The organism is Fictibacillus iocasae, from assembly GCF_042665465.1.
In the GTDB taxonomy this organism is placed as follows: domain Bacteria; phylum Bacillota; class Bacilli; order Bacillales; family Fictibacillaceae; genus Fictibacillus; species Fictibacillus iocasae.
On sequence record NZ_JBHTCP010000005.1, the window covers coordinates 21864 to 37322 of the forward strand.

Sequence of the window (15459 nt, forward strand, 5' to 3'; positions counted from 1 at the left end):
TTACTTTACCATACTGAAACGATGTATGCATGGAAAGTGAACAGAGCAAACATGAAAAAGGCCGGAAGCATCCGGCCTTTTTCTAGTATTTATTTTAGATGTCCGTCTTCACGGTACGCCTGTTCTTCATTGCGTTCGTTTTCAAATTGCTGAATGCTTTCCTGGCGATGCTCATTTTTTTCTTTGATCTGTTCTTTTTGGCTTGCGGTCATGTCTGTGTTCTGAAGAGACTCGTTTGCTTCTTGAATATTTTGCTGCGTATTTTGAATCATCTCATCCAAACGTTCTGCGTTATTGCTTCTGTCGTCCGGTTTTGCCATGATGAAACCTCCTTATGATTTACGTTGTTCCATCATATTTTGGACGGGTTTTTAAAAATTATACTTTTTCAAGAAGAATCGGGCTCATCGTCGAGATGCTTTGTTCGCACATGGATTTTAAGCTGTTCCAGCATTCGACCACGTCTTGATCGTCTGTATTTTTCATCGTGATCTCCAGCCAAGAAAGTTCCTCAGCGAGCCTGATGGAAGAGCCGATCCAATACTTTTTGTTTTTTACCGTAATATGGAAAGGCTCTTCAAAACGAAACGGCAAATAAAAGCCCTCGTTGTTCGGATGCATAATCACATGCTGGTAAACCGTGCCTTTAGTAATTTTAGCATAAAGTAAAAAAACGCCATCATTCTTAGCAGCCGTCTTCTTTAATTTATTTAATGTTTCGTTTGTCCCGATTTCAACAGTCTGTATTTCATCGTGCCAGTTCAGCTCTTCACGGAATGGCACTAAGTGCCCGAGTCGCTGCATATGAATTTCAAGCTCACGGTATAAATAATCTTCGTCTTCCTTTTTACATGACACAGGTAAAGGTTTAACGTATGCCGTAATCAACCGTACCCCTCCTAATTCTCACTTCATACAAGTTTTCGATCATAAAATCTATATATTGGGGTACTCCTAAATTTTCGATCTCGGTATATTTTGGAATAACAAAAGATCGCTTGGCTTACGTCAAGTGTATACGTTATCAACTTATCCGTTTTTCCAATACTCTTTGACTACACTGATGATCCTCACAGACAAAAGAGTATACTCCTTAAATTGAAAAAACACCCTTAACTGCGGGTGCTTTCTGGAGTTCCTCTATATCGTTTCTAGCCATACTTTCGTCTAGTCTCGACTCTAAAGGGTATTATACATTCTTCATATGTTTTTCGTCTAACTTGCGCTCGATTTCTTCCATGAATTTTTCATCGTTCATCAGCATTTTTTTGTTCTCGTTCACTAAATCCCGAAAATTGATTTTTCTGTTTTTTCTCATCGTAACCGGCTCCTGTCTTGTTCCGTATTCTCCATTTTAGGTTAGCCAAATATTTCAAGTTCTAAACCATAGCCAACTGAATAAGGGGTATGACGCATGTAAACGTTAAAGGTAAGGAGGCGATTCATCCATGAGCAATCCAAAAAAATTCCCTAAAGATTTCGTTCCGAACCATCAAGGCACACAGCCTAGAAAAGGACAAGGAAACAAGGGAGCCCAAATGGCTGACACTTCGCATGAACAGCCAGATTATGTACCGCCAAAAGGCTGAATCTAAAAGGATGTATTGAAAAAAGCCGCAAACCCAGGACGAATCTTGGATTTGCGGCTTTTTATTAGTTTTGCGGCTGGCCTGTCTGGGCTAGCTTGTTGCGCAGAACCATTGGCAGAATACCGCCATGACGGTAATAATCGATTTCAATTTCAGAGTCGAAACGTGCAATCACTTCGAACTCAACAGTTGAACCGTCTTCTTTCTCAGCAGTTACTTTTACTTTCTCAAGAGGCTTAACATTCTCATCCAACTGAACAGAGAAGGTTTCTTTGCCTGTTAATCCGAATGTTTCTGCGCTTTCGCCTTCCTTGAACTGAAGCGGCAGAACACCCATCAAAACAAGATTAGAACGGTGAATACGCTCAAAGCTTTCTGCAAGGACGGTCTGGATTCCCAGAAGGTTCGTGCCTTTCGCAGCCCAGTCTCGTGAAGAGCCCATGCCGTAATCTTTACCTGCAATGATCATGAGGCCTGTGCCGTCTTGCTTATACTTCATCGCTGCATCATAGATGCTCATCACTTCATTTGTCGGCCAGTATGTTGTCCAGCCGCCTTCCGTTCCAGGAGCCACTTGGTTGCGAATACGGATGTTAGCGAACGTTCCGCGCATCATGACCTCATGGTTACCTCGACGCGAGCCATATGAGTTAAAGTCACGCGGCTCAACGCCGTTAGCGATCAAGTATTTGCCTGCCGGTGTGTTCTTGCCGATCGCTCCTGCTGGTGAGATATGGTCAGTCGTCACCGAGTCGCCGAATTTAGCAACAAGTTTTAAGCCAGTGAGCGGCTGAATTTCTTTTAAATCCGCGGACAAGTTCTCAAAGAATGGCGGGTTCTGGATGTACGTGGACGTCTGATCAAAAGCATAAAGCTTCTCAGCAGAAGTTTTCAGTGCGTTCCAGCGCTCGTTCTCATCAAACACACGCTCGTATTCTTTTTTGAAGAGCTCCGGTCTTACAGCGATATTCATCGCTTCTTTTACTTCGTCAGCAGTCGGCCAGATATCTTTAAAGAATACATCGTTGCCCTCACTGTCTTTTCCTAAGGCGTCTTTCTCCATGTCAAAGTCAACTGTTCCGGCTAAAGCATAGGCGACAACAAGCGGCGGTGAAGCTAAGTAGTTAGCTTTCACTAGCGGATGAATGCGGCCTTCAAAGTTACGGTTACCAGAAAGAACGGATGCAACAGTCAGATCGCTTTTCGAGATCGCATCTTCAACCTCGATCGCCAAAGGACCAGAGTTTCCGATACAAGTCGTGCAGCCATATCCGACAAGGTTGAAACCAAGCTGATCCAGGTATGTCATCAAGCCTGCTTCTTCCAAGTAGCGTGTCACAACTTTTGAACCCGGTGCCAATGAAGTTTTCACGTAGCTAGGAACTTTAAGACCTTTTTCGATCGCCTTCTTCGCAACGATTCCTGCCCCAAGCATTACGTACGGGTTAGATGTGTTTGTACAGCTCGTGATCGCCGCAATCGCTACAGCACCCGTTTTCATGACAGATTTTTCTGCTCCAGGATGCTTTACTTGCACCTCTTTCTTAAGCTCGTCTTCTGATAATCCAAAACCTGCGTTTCCTTGAGGAGCCGTAAGCGCCTTAGAAAAAGCGGATTGCATTTGAGAAAGCGGCACAAGATCTTGAGGACGTTTTGGTCCGGAAAGGTTAGGCTCAATGTCAGAAAGATCGATTTCTACAACATCAGTGAATACTGGGTCAACTGAAGAATCAGCGTTGTAGAACAATCCGTTTGCTTTGCAGTATGCTTCTACAAGCGCGATCTGCTCTTCTGAACGGCCAGTCAAGCGCAGGTAATCCAAAGCTTCAGAATCGACAGGGAAGAACCCGCAAGTCGCGCCGTATTCTGGAGCCATGTTGGATACTGTTGCACGGTCTGCAAGCGGCATTGCTGCAAGTCCAGGACCGTAGAACTCAACAAACTTTCCAACTACTTTCTTTTCACGAAGCACTTGTGTCACTTTCAGCGCAAGGTCAGTTGCCGTAGTGCCGCTTGGCAGAGATCCTGTCAGTTTCACCCCGATAACTTCAGGAACTGGGAAGTAAGAAGGCTGTCCCAGCATCCCTGCTTCTGCTTCAATTCCTCCTACACCCCATCCTAAAACGCCAAGTCCGTTGATCATTGTCGTATGAGAATCTGTTCCTACCAACGAGTCTGGATAAGCTACTGTTTCGCCGTCTTTCTCAGAAGTCAAGACGACAGGAGCCAAGTATTCCAAGTTAACCTGGTGAACGATTCCGGTAGCGGGCGGTACTGCGCGATAGTTGTCAAATGCAGATTGTGCCCAGCTTAGAAGCTTGTAGCGCTCTTCGTTTCTTTCAAATTCAAGGTTCATATTAAATGCAAGGGAGTCCATCGTTCCTGCTTTATCAACTTGAACAGAGTGATCGACAACGAGGTCGACCGGAATATCAGGGTTGATCTGCGAAGGGTCTCCTCCCATATCTTTCATTGCTTTTCGCAGCGACGCAAGGTCAACTACAGCCGGCACGCCGGTAAAATCTTGAAGGATAACACGTGATGGCTTGAAAGGAACATCAATATCTCTTACTTCGGCAGTGCCCCATTTAGCTAAGTTCTCAACATGTTCTTTGTTAATCACAAAGCCGTCATATTGGCGGAGTACGGATTCAAGCAATACTTTTACAGAATAAGGAAGCGTCGATACGTTTCCTAGTCCTTTTTCCTCTAAAGCAGCTAAACGGTAATATTGATACGTTTTGCCGTTCACCTCAAAGGAAGAGCGTGCGCTGAAAACATCATTTTTCTGTGTCATGTTTCAAATCTCCTCTCAAACACTTCATATAACTATATAAGTAACCGTTATCTTTAAAAAAGAGAAACAAGCGGAACATCTCCATACTCTTTCCCCTTTAATATCATACGTAAAACCCTTTCATAAGTAAATAACATAAACGTTATCATTCAACATAAGTTTTTCTTATCACAGGTGCCCAATCAAGTTTATTTTTTTGGAATATACTGAATTAAGCATCAGCGGTCTCTCATTATTTTTAGCAAAATTGCCGAAATTACTTAGTACGGGGAGGTGTCTTGATGGACTGGTTGAAAAAGCTGGCATCCCTTCTTGTCATTATCGGTGCTCTTAACTGGGGATCAGTCGGATTATTCGATTTTAACCTTGTGACCGAAATCTTTGGAAGCGCTACCACTGTAACGAAGGTCGTATATTCGCTTGTTGGTTTGAGCGGAGTATGGACTGCATTAGATTATTTTAAGAAATAGCCCTTTATCTTTACATGAAGAAAGCACTCCTAAATTTGGAGTGCTTTTAGTTTGTTCAGATGAGCACACTAACCATATAAGGAGGTGTAGCAAATATGGCTAATCGCAAATCAAGGCATATCATTCCTGGCAGCAATCATGCCAAAAGCCAAGGACAGGGTGCAGGCTACGAGACGGAATTCGGTAATGAAGCCATTCATCAGCCTAACGAGCCTCTTACAGAAGCTGAACGCCAAAACAATAAAAAAACTAAAAAACGTCAATAGCGTTATGAATGCTGGTCAGAGATGGCATGAAGTTCTGACCGAAGCTTCTCCAATTCCTCTTTTTGGTGCTCTGAAGCAGTCTCCATCGCGTTTTCGATCTGCATGAGTGCTTCATCTTTTTGCTCGTTGAAGGATTTCAAACGTGACCCGTATTCATGGCTGCCGCTTTCTAGCATAGAAGATGACTGGATCGCTTGTTCGTAGCCTTGCTGTGCTGCTTGAAATGCCTGCTGTTTGTTTTTGTGATAAGGCATGTACCATTCATCCTTTCGTATACAGAGCTATCTATAACTTACCTAAATCACCCTGCTATTATTCGAAAAAGGAGGAAAATCTTATGGCTGAACACAACAGCTTCAAAGACATCCGCAAGAACGCTCCAAAAGGAGACAACCCCGGTCAGCTAGAACCGCTGTCAGGCTCCAAAAAGGTGAAGAATAGAAATCATACAAAACAGAATCAAGGTCAAGGGTCATAAAAGCTTCAAAGTAAGCGGCTCGGCATAAATCATGCCGAGCCGCTTATATCGTTTTCCCTTGACTAACCTAACCATATCGTTTGCATAACCACGCTTATATATCTTCTTAAACTGAAAAAACTTTTAAGAACACCATTAAATGGCTTTAAGAGCGGATAACAGAATGTCTTCTTCTGGCACCGTCACACTGCGGAGATCAATCAAGCAGACGTTTTCTTGAATTCTCACGATGATGGGAATTTTGAAGCTCCGCAGCGATCGAGCTGTAAAATCGGCACCTTTTGGATGGCAAAAGGCAATGAGCGGCGATGGCAGCTTAACGTCTGGCATAGTCCCGCCCCCAACCTGTGAAAAACCGTCCACCATAATCGGATTGAATCGTGACTCCATTCTTACAGCAAACGAAGCGGTTCTCATTTTCAATTCTTCGGTGCTGGCAATCAAGTCTCGAATGGTAGGAATATCGTCATATTCTTTAAGGAGATAAGATTCCAGCGTCCCGTAAAGTGCAGCAAGCGAGAGCTTATCAATGCGCAGGACTCTTGCAAGCTGGTGTGATTTCAGCAGATCAATGTATTCCTTTTTACCAGCGATGATACCTGCCTGCGGCCCCCCGAGAAGCTTATCCCCGCTGAAGGAAACGAGATCTACACCCGAATTGAGCACCTCCCTGACCATCGGTTCGTCCCCTACATGCTTCTTGTTAAAATCATATAACGCCCCGCTGCCTAAATCCTCGTAAAGGATGATCCCAGAGCTTTGCGCAATGCGCACGAGCTCACTTGATGAGATGCTTTTTGTAAAGCCTGTAATCTTGAAATTACTTGTATGCACCTTCATGATCATCGCCGTGTTTTCGTTCACTGCTCGCTCATAATCATAAAGATGGGTCTTATTCGTTGTCCCGATTTCTTTAAGAATGGCTCCGCTCTCTTCCATGATGGAAGAAATGCGGAAAGAGCCCCCTATCTCAACGAGCTCTCCTCTTGAGACAATGGTCTCCTGACCCTTGGAAAGAGCGTTTAAAATAAGATAAACGGCAGCGGCATTATTGTTTACGACAATAGCCGATTCTGCACCTGTAAGCTGCTTGATGAGCTCTTCTATATGAACATGCCTTGAGCCTCTTTTTCCATCAACGATGCTGTATTCAAGCGAGCTGTAATTTTCAGCACTTTCCACCAAAGCATTCATTGCCCGTTTACCGAGTCTTGAACGCCCTAAATTTGTATGGATGACAACACCCGCAGCATTGATGACTCTTTTTAACGTTTTTTCGTTAATTAATATGTATGTAACACGGGAATACAGCTCAGCATTCAGGTCAGCTGAATAGGTTAATTGGTCATTAAGTATATCATGTCTCATGCCTTGAAGTGCTTTCTTCGCAGCATACGTAAGCTTTTTTTCGCTGTATTCTTGTAGATCTGTCAAATCTATGAGCTGCGCCACCGCCTTATGTACTGCGGGCAGCTTTTTTAATAGCAACTGTTTGTCCAATGCATAGCCTCCCGGGAGAGAACGTGCTTCCCCGGAAGGAAGCACGTTCTATGACTGCAACTTTTCTATTTCTGCAATAATAAAATCGTGGTCCGGAAATTCTCCGGTTTCTTTCTTTGAGTAAATTTTACTTCCGTCAACAAAGACTTCAAACACTCCGCCGGAACTGGTCACTAGTTCAATTGAAGCAACCTTTGATTTAAAATGGTTCAACACGTCTTCCGCGAGACTCGCGGCTTTAGGTGCGAAGTTTCACATCATGCAGAACTCAACAGCAACTTTCATTTTTTTCACCTCTCTTTAGTTGCCTTCATTTTAGTATATCCTTCGCCAAATCACAAAAAAAATGTTTATACTAGTATTAGGAGGTGCTTTTTCATGCACAGTGAAGATAAAATTCGCCTAACAGCTCTATCAACAAAAGGCGGCTGAGGATGCAAAATTGGTCCGAGCGACCTGGCGCAAGTTTTGCGTCAATTGCCTAAAAGAGAACCCGATCCTAACTTGATTGTTGGCCTGGATACATCAGACGACGCTGGTGTTTATAAGCTGACCGATGATCTTGCCATCATACAGACAGTTGATTTTTTCACACCGATTGTCGACGATCCGTACATGTTCGGAGCGATCGCAGCTGCCAACTCTTTGAGTGATGTTTACGCGATGGGCGGAACTCCGAAGACAGTAATGAACATTGTCGGTTTCCCGATCAAGAAATTAGGACATGATGTGCTGGCCGAGATCTTAAAAGGTGCAGCAGATAAAGTAAAAGAATCAGGAGCCTTAATTGTCGGAGGTCATTCTATCGATGATAACGAACCGAAATTCGGACTGTCTGTCACAGGGCTTGTCCACCCTGACCGTGTTTTTAAGAACGTAGGTTCAAAACCGGGTGACGTTCTAGTCCTGACGAAGCCCATCGGTGTAGGAATTCAGACTACCGCCATCAAGCATCATAAGCTCTCAGAACAACAGATTGAAAAGGTTACAGAAACAATGGCCATGCTGAACAAGACCGCAGCAGAATGCTTAGATGGCTTAATGCCTCATGCAGTGACCGACGTCACAGGATTCGGCTTGCTCGGGCACATGACAGAGATGGCAAAAGGCTCTAAAGAGGTAACACTGCACATCGCTTATGAGGAAGTTCCCTTATTAGAAGGAACCGAACAGCTTGCTCAAGAAGGGATCATTCCAGGCGGAACGAAAGCCAATTACATTTGGATTGAGGATAGTGTTACATATAGTCCCACACTTGTTGAATGGCAAAAGCTTATTCTGTGCGATGCTGTGACGTCAGGGGGACTGCTTGTCAGCCTGCCAGAAGCTGACGGTAGGGAATACATGAAGCGCCTTCATGAAAAAGGACTGCTGCAAGCAAGCATCGTCGGTCATGTTACCGAATGGCAGGAATCATTCATAAAAGCCACTTAACGCAAAGTAACTTTCCTTTTCCTTAAAAAACAAAAAAACTTGCACCCGTTTTCGGATGCAAGTTTTTTATGCTTTTTGAAGCTCTTCCTCAAAATAAAACGTGTTCGGATATTCCATCACAATATAAGAAAATTTCTTCATATGCTTGATGTATTGGTACTTAGAAATGGTCACCGGTTCTTCCGTTTTTGAGATAGTCACGACTTCTCCTGTCTGATACAGGTTGCCTGAAGTTTTCAAAAGGTCACGCCCCTTCTTCTGCATTATATCACATTTTCGATCTCTACCGTTTTCTATTCCGAATATGTCGCAGAATAATCCGGTTCTTTAAAGTCTTCTGGAGATCCGTCGAACACGACTTCTCCTTGGTTTAGAGCAATGATCCGGGTAGCGAATTTCCGTGCCAAAGAAACATCGTGAACATTGATGATGGTCAGAAGATTTCGTTCATCGTGATTCTTTTTCATGATTTTAAATATCCTCTCAGCCGTACCTGGATCGAGGCTCGCGACTGGTTCATCTCCCAAAAAGACGGAGGGCTCTTGAATAAGTGCCCGGGCGATGGCTACTCTTTGCTTTTGGCCACCGCTCAAATGTTCGACTTTCCTTGATGGCTCTACGTTCAGTTCGACTTCATCGATCAAGTCTAACGCCCTTTTTCTCTCATCAGCTGAAAACAGTCCGAACAAGCTTTGCAACGTGTTCTTATAGCCAAAACGGCCTGTTAGTATATTTTGATAAACCGTTAAGCGGGGAATCAAGTTAAACTGCTGAAAGATCATACCTGTTTCTCTTCTAATCTCTCTTATTGCCTTTTCATCCATCCTGCTGATCGGCTTATTGTTCCATACAACTTCGCCATGTGTGACAGGCTGCAGCCCGTTTAACACACGTATTAATGTAGATTTGCCTGCACCGCTTTTCCCTAGAACGCAAACAAAGTCTCCTTTTTCAAAGAAAAGGCTCACGTTGCTCAAGGCCGGTTTATGGCTTCCGTTATAAGCTACACTTACATTTTCCATAGAAATCATAGCAGCACCTATATTACTTTCTTGCGGATATATCCGCCAGTAAAATCAATCGCGATGACCATCAGCATGATAAGGAGCACATCACCGGAAACGAGCTGATATTGAAACGTTTTAAAATGGATAAACAGCTGCTGGCCGATCCCACCTCCACCGATCAACCCGAGTACAAGAGATGTTCTCACTGCAACCTCAAAACGGTAAAAAAATTGTGAGAGCACATTCGGCCATATTTGAGGCAAAATCGAAACGATGTTCGCGGACCATCGGCTCGCACCAGAAGCTTTCATCGCTTCAACCGGTCCTTTGTCAGCAGATTCAATCAGCTCAGATACGAGTTTTCCTAAAACGCCAATGTTGTGCAGGATAATCGCAAGAACCGCAGGGAACGGACCGAGCCCAAGGGCAGTTAGAAGTATAAGCCCGAACACGAATTCAGGTACTGAGCGAAGAAAGCTAAGAAGCGTCCTCGTCATCATGAAAACGGTGGGGAACCGGCTCGTGTTTCTCGCTGCTAAAAAGCTAAAAGGAAAGCCCGCAAGCAAGCCAAACAGACTCCCTAAAAAAGCAATCGCAATGGTTACGAGACTTTCCTCTAGGAGAAACGGCAAGCTTTCGGTGTTCATCGGGAACCATTTCGAAATAAAGTCAGCCATATTGCGAAAGTCTTGAAACTTTGTGAAATCAAATCCAGTTACATACATGCTGCCGGCTACAAAGCCGGCAAGCACGAGTGTGATCACATAATGGATTTTTTTAAACCAGATCACTTCTTTAACAGACCTTCTTTTTCTGCCGCCTGACGGATGCTTTCGTAATCCTTGTTTTCTGCTTTCGTAAAGCCAGTCGCACCGAAGGCTTTTAAAATCTTTTGGTCTTTGATATCAAGAAAAGCTTCTTGGAGCTTTTGTTTTGTATCCTTATCCGTCCCTTTTGATACCGCCCATGGATACTGGAAAAGTTTTTCTGATTTCCAGATCGTCTTGAACTGAGCAGCGTCGATCGTTCCTTCCTCTGCTAGTTTATCAAAAATGGCACTGTCAATCGCCCCTGCGTCCACTTGCTTATTTTGAATCGCTAGCGCCGTCGCATCATGAGAGCCCGTAAACTGAACGGATTTAAAGCTGTACTCACTCTCGCTCTTGTATACACCTTGATCTTTAAGCTCGATTCCAGGAATGAGCGCACCAGACGTAGAAGAAGGATCGCCGAAAGCAAACTTTACTTCTTTTGCATTTTTCACAAGATCTCCAATCGATGAAAGTGTGCTGTCTTTATGAGTGATCAAATAAGAATAATAGAAAGGCTCTCCTTTAATGAGTTGAGTGACAATGGCTTCGGCTCCGCTGTTTTCATGTGCAATCACATATGTGAGGGGCCCAAAATAAGCCATGTCGATTTTCTTATAGTTCATCGCTTCGACGACTCCGTTATAATCCGGGTACGAGGTGATTTTCACTTCACGGCCAAGCTTGTCAGAAAGCACTGTCTGCAGTTTTTCAAGTGCACCCTTCATCTCACCTTCTGTTTGTGCGGGTATGACACCAATCGTGAACACACCTTTATCTTTTGCGTTCTTGTCTGTTTTTTCTTCTTTTTTCCCGCAAGCTCCCATAACTAATACAGCAGCGATTAAAATGAACAATAATTTTTTCATATCATATTCTCCTTTTTTGATATATTTCAAGATAGGCAGCTATTTCTTTTTCAATAGGATGATGCTGCAAACAATAGTCTGCCCCTTTTTGGACGATCTGCTCTTTGATCGAACTAGAAAGCAGAAGTTTCGCAAAATGGTAAAAGTCCTCTGCATCACAAAAAATAAATCCGTTTTCCCGGTGGCTAATCAGGCTCCTGTTACCTCCATTATTCCGCGCGAGAACAGGTTTATGAAAATACATCGCTTCAAGCAGAGACGTTGGCTGACCTTCTGACAGGGATGTATTGATGACAATGTCACTCCAGTCATATACCTGCTTCATCTGAGATAGATCGACCTCGTTGTGATAATGAACCCATGGGAGCTTTTCTTGCAGCAGCGTTAGACGTTGATAGATATCTTCATCGAGCTTTGCACCAATAATCAGAAGAGTCAAACCGTGATATTCGTTTTTTAGCTTCATCAATGGACGGATCGCAAAGAAAATATCCTTAACGGCTCGCAGCCCGGCAGGCAGAAGGAACTTGGGACTGCCAGGCGGCAGCTGTAGCCGCTCTTCCCCGTCATCACCATCGGGCAAATAAACACCTTGTGGAATGACCGCAATCTTTTTCTCTAATTCTGGCAATACCCGCAAAAGGGCTTGTTTCCCATCCTCAGAGAATACAGACACAGCAAGCGCATCACGTAAAAACACCTTGTATTTATCCACATCTTCCACTTGCAAAGAATGGTTCACATCTGTTCCGCCGGAAGTGACAACATATGGTTTTGTTAGCACTTCACCGTACATTTGCTGCCACTCCAAGAACCGCCCGAAGTGAAGGATGTGAAGAATATCGGCTTCGTCGATTAACTTCTTTACTTTTTCATTCCACGCTTCTTCATCATAAGCAAATACTTTCACAACACATCCGGCTTTGGACAAGCCTGCTTCTATTCTTCTGGCTGTCGTGGAGTTTCCTCTGCTTTGAGAATAATAAGGCGTTAAAAACAAAATGTTTATTTTTTTGTTCATGAAAGGACTCACTGCCATTCTCTCGTATTGTTTGCATACCGTCTTGTCACGTTTTCTTGATCCATCAATTCAAGCAGCGGTATCACATATTTACGCGACAGCCCTAACAGCGGCTTCGCTTCTTGAACAGTAAAGGGCTCATGAAAGGCATCTTTTAAAGCGGCTACCGCTTGTTCAAACGCTGAATAGGAAAGAATATGCTCTTCATCAAGAGCAAGAGCTGATCTGTCACGCAGCAAATAGTGCTTCAAATCACGGCTCAGTTCACTCGTCAGCTGTTCGGATTGAGCATAGCTTTCAAACGGCATTGGTGAAAGTCCATCTTTTATTAACTTGTTCACCGTGTTCTCCATTCTTTTCGCCCAGCGCGGAGGAAAATGCGGCTTGAATTCAGAAGCCGCAACATGCTGAAAGTGAACCCTTGCTAGGCCGCTCTGGTTTATCGATGAAAACGCTGCTGATAGGAGTTTTTGAGGGATGTGCGAAAACAAAGAAAACAAGCTTGCTCTCGGAATGCCTGGCTTTAACGGGTGATCGCGATGATACTGATGTATGTCTTCTAACAGGCTCTCCTTTGTCGCAGTAAGTTCGGAGTTCAGCATATAGCAGCCTTCAAAAGCAGTGATATCACCGGCAAATTCTAGTTTTTTCAATAAAATTTCGATCTGGTCATCTAAAAGACTGGTTTCTCGCTCTATCTCTTTAAGTTCCATCACCTTATTGGATTTTAATGCGGATAGAATTCTGTCTTCAGGAGAGCCTGCCGCTTTTTCTTTCAGCATGTTAACCGTCATGGTCCCGAACCTATATTTTTTGCCGTCAGGGTCTAGGACATAGCCCCCCCCTATCGTTTCTTCCGGTGAAAGCCTCCTGATGACGAAGCGGTCACCGCGGTGAAGGATCATCGTTTGTTCAAGGCGAATCTGGCAATAGACAGGTTCATCAGAATCACTGTCCTTTAGCTCGTTACGGTCAAAAAAGATGAGCGTCCCCATCACCTCTGAAGTGCCACTATACATTTTCACTCGAGTTCGCTGTTTCACTTCATGCATAAGCTGCCTCGGCTTTTGCATCACCAAGTCACAGACAAGTGATTCTATATAAGAACCTTCTTCGGCGATGGTATGGCCTCTCCTGATAGTTTCCTTATCAATACCTGCCAGGTTGAGTGCTGCTCTTTGGCCAGCATAAACGGTTTCTTGCACTTCTTTATGTACTTGCATCTGCCGGACTCTCACCCTTTTTCCTCCTGGTGCAACGACGAGTGCAGCACCCTGGTGTGTACGGCCCTCCATGATTGTACCTCTCACAACAGTTCCTTGTCCTTTAACCGTAAATACATGGTCGACCGGCATACGAAAAGGGCCGTTCGCCGCTCTCGGTCTGACCTTATGGAGCTGTTCTTTGATCGCCTCTTTCAGTTCAGGTATGCCTTTCATGCTCACACTGTCAGCAAAAACAGCTGGAAATCGCTCAAAAGGTGTACCCGCTGCAAGGTCCATCAGTTCTTCTAATAAATAATCACGAGTGTCCTCATCAGCTGCGTCACTTTTTGTAAACACAAAAATGCCTCGATCAATGCCGAGAAAGGATAAAATCTCAAAATGTTCTTTTGTTTGCGGCATGACCCCTTCATCTGCCGCGATTACAATTAAAACGAGATCGATTCCGGCCACACCTGCGATCATCTGCCGAATCAATTTTTCGTGACCAGGAACGTCTACAATGCTCCCAATCATTCCATCTGGCAGCTTAAATGGGGCATATCCTGGTTCAATCGTGATGCTGCGCTGAATTTCTTCTTTTAACGTATCCGTATCGACACCCGTCAGTGCTTTTGTGAGTGTCGTCTTACCATGATCGATATGGCCAGCCATTCCCACTGTATAATGCTGAATCGTCATATTTTCACCGCCTTTATACCACTTATTACTTTATTATCAATACCGCTACAATTCAAGCGTAAGCCTTTTTTTAAAATAGCATAGAGTTCTAACGGCAATTTAAGCAATTCCATTTGGCATATAAAAAGAAATTCCTGTATAATAGCAAAAGTGGCATAAAAGAACTTAGCATCTTTCTTCTTTTGGGGTCAGTTGCACAGCTGGTGCTGGCCTGGGTCTTCAAAACCTTTTGGGAGGCGCGTGCCGTCTCTGGTGGGTTCGATTCCCATCTGATCCCGCCATTACATAGAACATAGATCGAAAAAAACGAGGTGGCCGCCGTATGTCCACAGGATTTGGTTTGTTTATCGCCTTTTGGTGCGTGTTTTTGTTTACGATGTTCGCCATCGGCGGATATTTCATGTTCCGCAAATTTTTAAAAAGGCTTCCTAAAGAAGATGGAATGAGCATTTTAGACTGGCAAGACCATTATATAAACGAAACACGCCATTTATGGACCAGGGAGCAAATTGCTTTTCTGGATGAACTGGTAGCACCTGTCCCTGAACTCTTTCGAGATATTGCCAAAGCGAAAATCGCAGGAACTATCGGGGAATTGGCATTAAAAGAAAACGCTCCGCACATGACGCAAGACCTGATTGTCCGCGGTTACATCATCGCCACTCCTAAGCGGGATCATAAATGGCTGATTAAAACACTCAAGCAAAAGCAAGTAGACCTAGCTCCCTATCAGGGCCTTCTAAGCTAAGAAGAAGATTTCTCTTTATGAAAGGCTCTTTTCGTAGAGATTGTTGCTTTGAAAAGTCTGATTGTGCAAACTTATTGCTGCTGGACTGTCACTGTGTAAGTTCATCCATCTTGTTTTCTACACATAATCTAAGGTCTTTTATCTTAATCAACCTTGAATCCTTCATTGAGAAGTTGATCGAAGTGAAAGGTGCCGACTCCAGCGAGTGGGAGTGAGACAGGTGAGACCTTCCAAAGGCGCTTACGGTGGATAGCTCACCGCTCACCCCTCTGGATAAGCATGCACCTGTAACGGAGATCAACCTCTTCTCAGAATACTAAAAGCAACAAATTTTGCGAAAAAAGCCTTATGAAATAAAGAAAACTTGGCTGACGCGAACCCTTTAAGTCAGCCTTCGTTGCACGGATACTTTATTCCTAGACCTTTAATTTCTTCCTTGGTAAAAAGTTATCCTTTCATAATGTAATTGAGATAGGGGGAGGCGCCTAGCCTCCACATCCTCTCGTACCACCGTACGTACGGTTCCGTATACGGCGGTTCCTGTTAAGTCTTACGCAGAGCATCATA

At 44.0% G+C, this 15459-nt stretch carries 18 protein-coding genes, 1 tRNA gene and 1 pseudogene; 7 read left to right on the forward strand and 13 right to left on the reverse strand.

Going from position 1 to position 15459, the window contains the following annotated elements; translation table 11 throughout:
* Positions 1-89 precede the first annotated feature (89 nt).
* The 3 genes from tlp to ACFQPF_RS03440 form a co-directional block, all read right to left on the reverse strand.
* Positions 90-320, reverse strand: a complete 231-nt coding sequence (gene tlp / locus ACFQPF_RS03430) for a small acid-soluble spore protein Tlp (RefSeq protein WP_379746580.1) — start codon at positions 318-320, stop codon at positions 90-92.
* A gap of 58 nt (positions 321-378) precedes the next feature.
* Positions 379-888: a hypothetical protein gene (locus ACFQPF_RS03435; protein WP_379746583.1), complete on the reverse strand. Its 510-nt coding sequence runs from the start codon at positions 886-888 to the stop codon at positions 379-381.
* Between the two features lie 301 nt (positions 889-1189).
* Positions 1190-1318, reverse strand: a complete 129-nt coding sequence (locus ACFQPF_RS03440; RefSeq protein ID WP_379746586.1) for an FbpB family small basic protein — start codon at positions 1316-1318, stop codon at positions 1190-1192.
* 130 nt (positions 1319-1448) lie between these two features.
* Between ACFQPF_RS03440 and ACFQPF_RS03445 the strand changes: the two genes are divergently transcribed.
* Complete coding sequence (locus ACFQPF_RS03445) at positions 1449-1589, forward strand: acid-soluble spore protein N (protein ID WP_379746589.1); 141 nt, start codon at positions 1449-1451, stop codon at positions 1587-1589.
* A 64-nt stretch (positions 1590-1653) separates the two neighbouring features.
* On the opposite strand, the gene acnA is transcribed toward ACFQPF_RS03445, so the two are convergent.
* Positions 1654-4386, reverse strand: coding sequence for an aconitate hydratase AcnA (gene acnA / locus ACFQPF_RS03450; RefSeq protein ID WP_379746592.1), 2733 nt, complete (start codon positions 4384-4386; stop codon positions 1654-1656).
* Positions 4387-4667: 281 nt separating this feature from the next.
* Between acnA and ACFQPF_RS03455 the strand changes: the two genes are divergently transcribed.
* On the forward strand, positions 4668-4856 hold the full coding sequence (locus ACFQPF_RS03455) for a DUF378 domain-containing protein (RefSeq protein WP_379746595.1): 189 nt from the start codon (positions 4668-4670) through the stop codon (positions 4854-4856).
* A gap of 95 nt (positions 4857-4951) precedes the next feature.
* On the forward strand, positions 4952-5122 hold the full coding sequence (sspO, locus tag ACFQPF_RS03460; RefSeq protein WP_379746598.1) for a small acid-soluble spore protein SspO: 171 nt from the start codon (positions 4952-4954) through the stop codon (positions 5120-5122).
* A gap of 2 nt (positions 5123-5124) precedes the next feature.
* Here the strand turns inward: sspO and ACFQPF_RS03465 are convergent, their stop codons facing one another.
* On the reverse strand, positions 5125-5376 hold the full coding sequence (locus ACFQPF_RS03465; RefSeq protein WP_379746601.1) for a hypothetical protein: 252 nt from the start codon (positions 5374-5376) through the stop codon (positions 5125-5127).
* A gap of 83 nt (positions 5377-5459) precedes the next feature.
* Here ACFQPF_RS03465 and ACFQPF_RS03470 point away from each other — a divergent pair, with 83 nt between their 5' ends.
* Positions 5460-5600 (forward strand): small acid-soluble spore protein P, encoded by a 141-nt coding sequence (locus tag ACFQPF_RS03470; RefSeq protein ID WP_379746604.1) that lies wholly within the window; start codon positions 5460-5462, stop codon positions 5598-5600.
* A gap of 135 nt (positions 5601-5735) precedes the next feature.
* Here the strand turns inward: ACFQPF_RS03470 and selA are convergent, their stop codons facing one another.
* Both selA and ACFQPF_RS03480 read right to left on the reverse strand, forming a co-directional pair.
* The gene (selA, locus tag ACFQPF_RS03475) at positions 5736-7100 is read right to left on the reverse strand and encodes an L-seryl-tRNA(Sec) selenium transferase (RefSeq protein ID WP_379746607.1); all 1365 of its coding nucleotides are present in this window, start codon (positions 7098-7100) and stop codon (positions 5736-5738) included.
* A 48-nt stretch (positions 7101-7148) separates the two neighbouring features.
* Positions 7149-7340 (reverse strand): annotated as a pseudogene (locus ACFQPF_RS03480) (Rdx family protein); the annotation flags it as partial.
* A 138-nt stretch (positions 7341-7478) separates the two neighbouring features.
* On the opposite strand from ACFQPF_RS03480, the gene selD reads away from it, so the two are divergent.
* The gene (gene selD / locus ACFQPF_RS03485; protein ID WP_379746610.1) at positions 7479-8534 is read left to right on the forward strand and encodes a selenide, water dikinase SelD; all 1056 of its coding nucleotides are present in this window, start codon (positions 7479-7481) and stop codon (positions 8532-8534) included.
* A 66-nt stretch (positions 8535-8600) separates the two neighbouring features.
* Here selD and ACFQPF_RS03490 read toward each other — a convergent pair whose 3' ends face one another.
* The 6 genes from ACFQPF_RS03490 to selB are packed head-to-tail and all read right to left on the reverse strand — an operon-like array spanning position 8601 to position 14144.
* Positions 8601-8774, reverse strand: a complete 174-nt coding sequence (locus ACFQPF_RS03490; protein WP_379746613.1) for a hypothetical protein — start codon at positions 8772-8774, stop codon at positions 8601-8603.
* A 53-nt stretch (positions 8775-8827) separates the two neighbouring features.
* Positions 8828-9565 (reverse strand): phosphonate ABC transporter ATP-binding protein, encoded by a 738-nt coding sequence (gene phnC / locus ACFQPF_RS03495; protein ID WP_379746616.1) that lies wholly within the window; start codon positions 9563-9565, stop codon positions 8828-8830.
* Between the two features lie 8 nt (positions 9566-9573).
* A complete protein-coding gene (gene phnE / locus ACFQPF_RS03500; protein ID WP_379746619.1) occupies positions 9574-10332 on the reverse strand; it encodes a phosphonate ABC transporter, permease protein PhnE in 759 nt (252 codons plus the stop codon).
* A complete protein-coding gene (gene phnD, locus ACFQPF_RS03505; RefSeq protein ID WP_379746622.1) occupies positions 10329-11219 on the reverse strand; it encodes a phosphate/phosphite/phosphonate ABC transporter substrate-binding protein in 891 nt (296 codons plus the stop codon). The genes phnE and phnD overlap by 4 nt, the downstream gene beginning before the upstream one ends.
* Before the next feature lies 1 nt (position 11220).
* Positions 11221-12240 (reverse strand): glycosyltransferase, encoded by a 1020-nt coding sequence (locus ACFQPF_RS03510; RefSeq protein ID WP_379746624.1) that lies wholly within the window; start codon positions 12238-12240, stop codon positions 11221-11223.
* An 8-nt stretch (positions 12241-12248) separates the two neighbouring features.
* Positions 12249-14144, reverse strand: coding sequence for a selenocysteine-specific translation elongation factor (selB, locus tag ACFQPF_RS03515; RefSeq protein ID WP_379746626.1), 1896 nt, complete (start codon positions 14142-14144; stop codon positions 12249-12251).
* Positions 14145-14328: 184 nt separating this feature from the next.
* On the opposite strand from selB, the gene ACFQPF_RS03520 reads away from it, so the two are divergent.
* Both ACFQPF_RS03520 and ACFQPF_RS03525 read left to right on the forward strand, forming a co-directional pair.
* A tRNA-Sec gene (locus ACFQPF_RS03520) sits at positions 14329-14425 on the forward strand.
* Positions 14426-14466: 41 nt separating this feature from the next.
* Positions 14467-14892: a DUF2621 domain-containing protein gene (locus ACFQPF_RS03525; protein WP_379746628.1), complete on the forward strand. Its 426-nt coding sequence runs from the start codon at positions 14467-14469 to the stop codon at positions 14890-14892.
* Positions 14893-15459 lie beyond the last annotated feature (567 nt).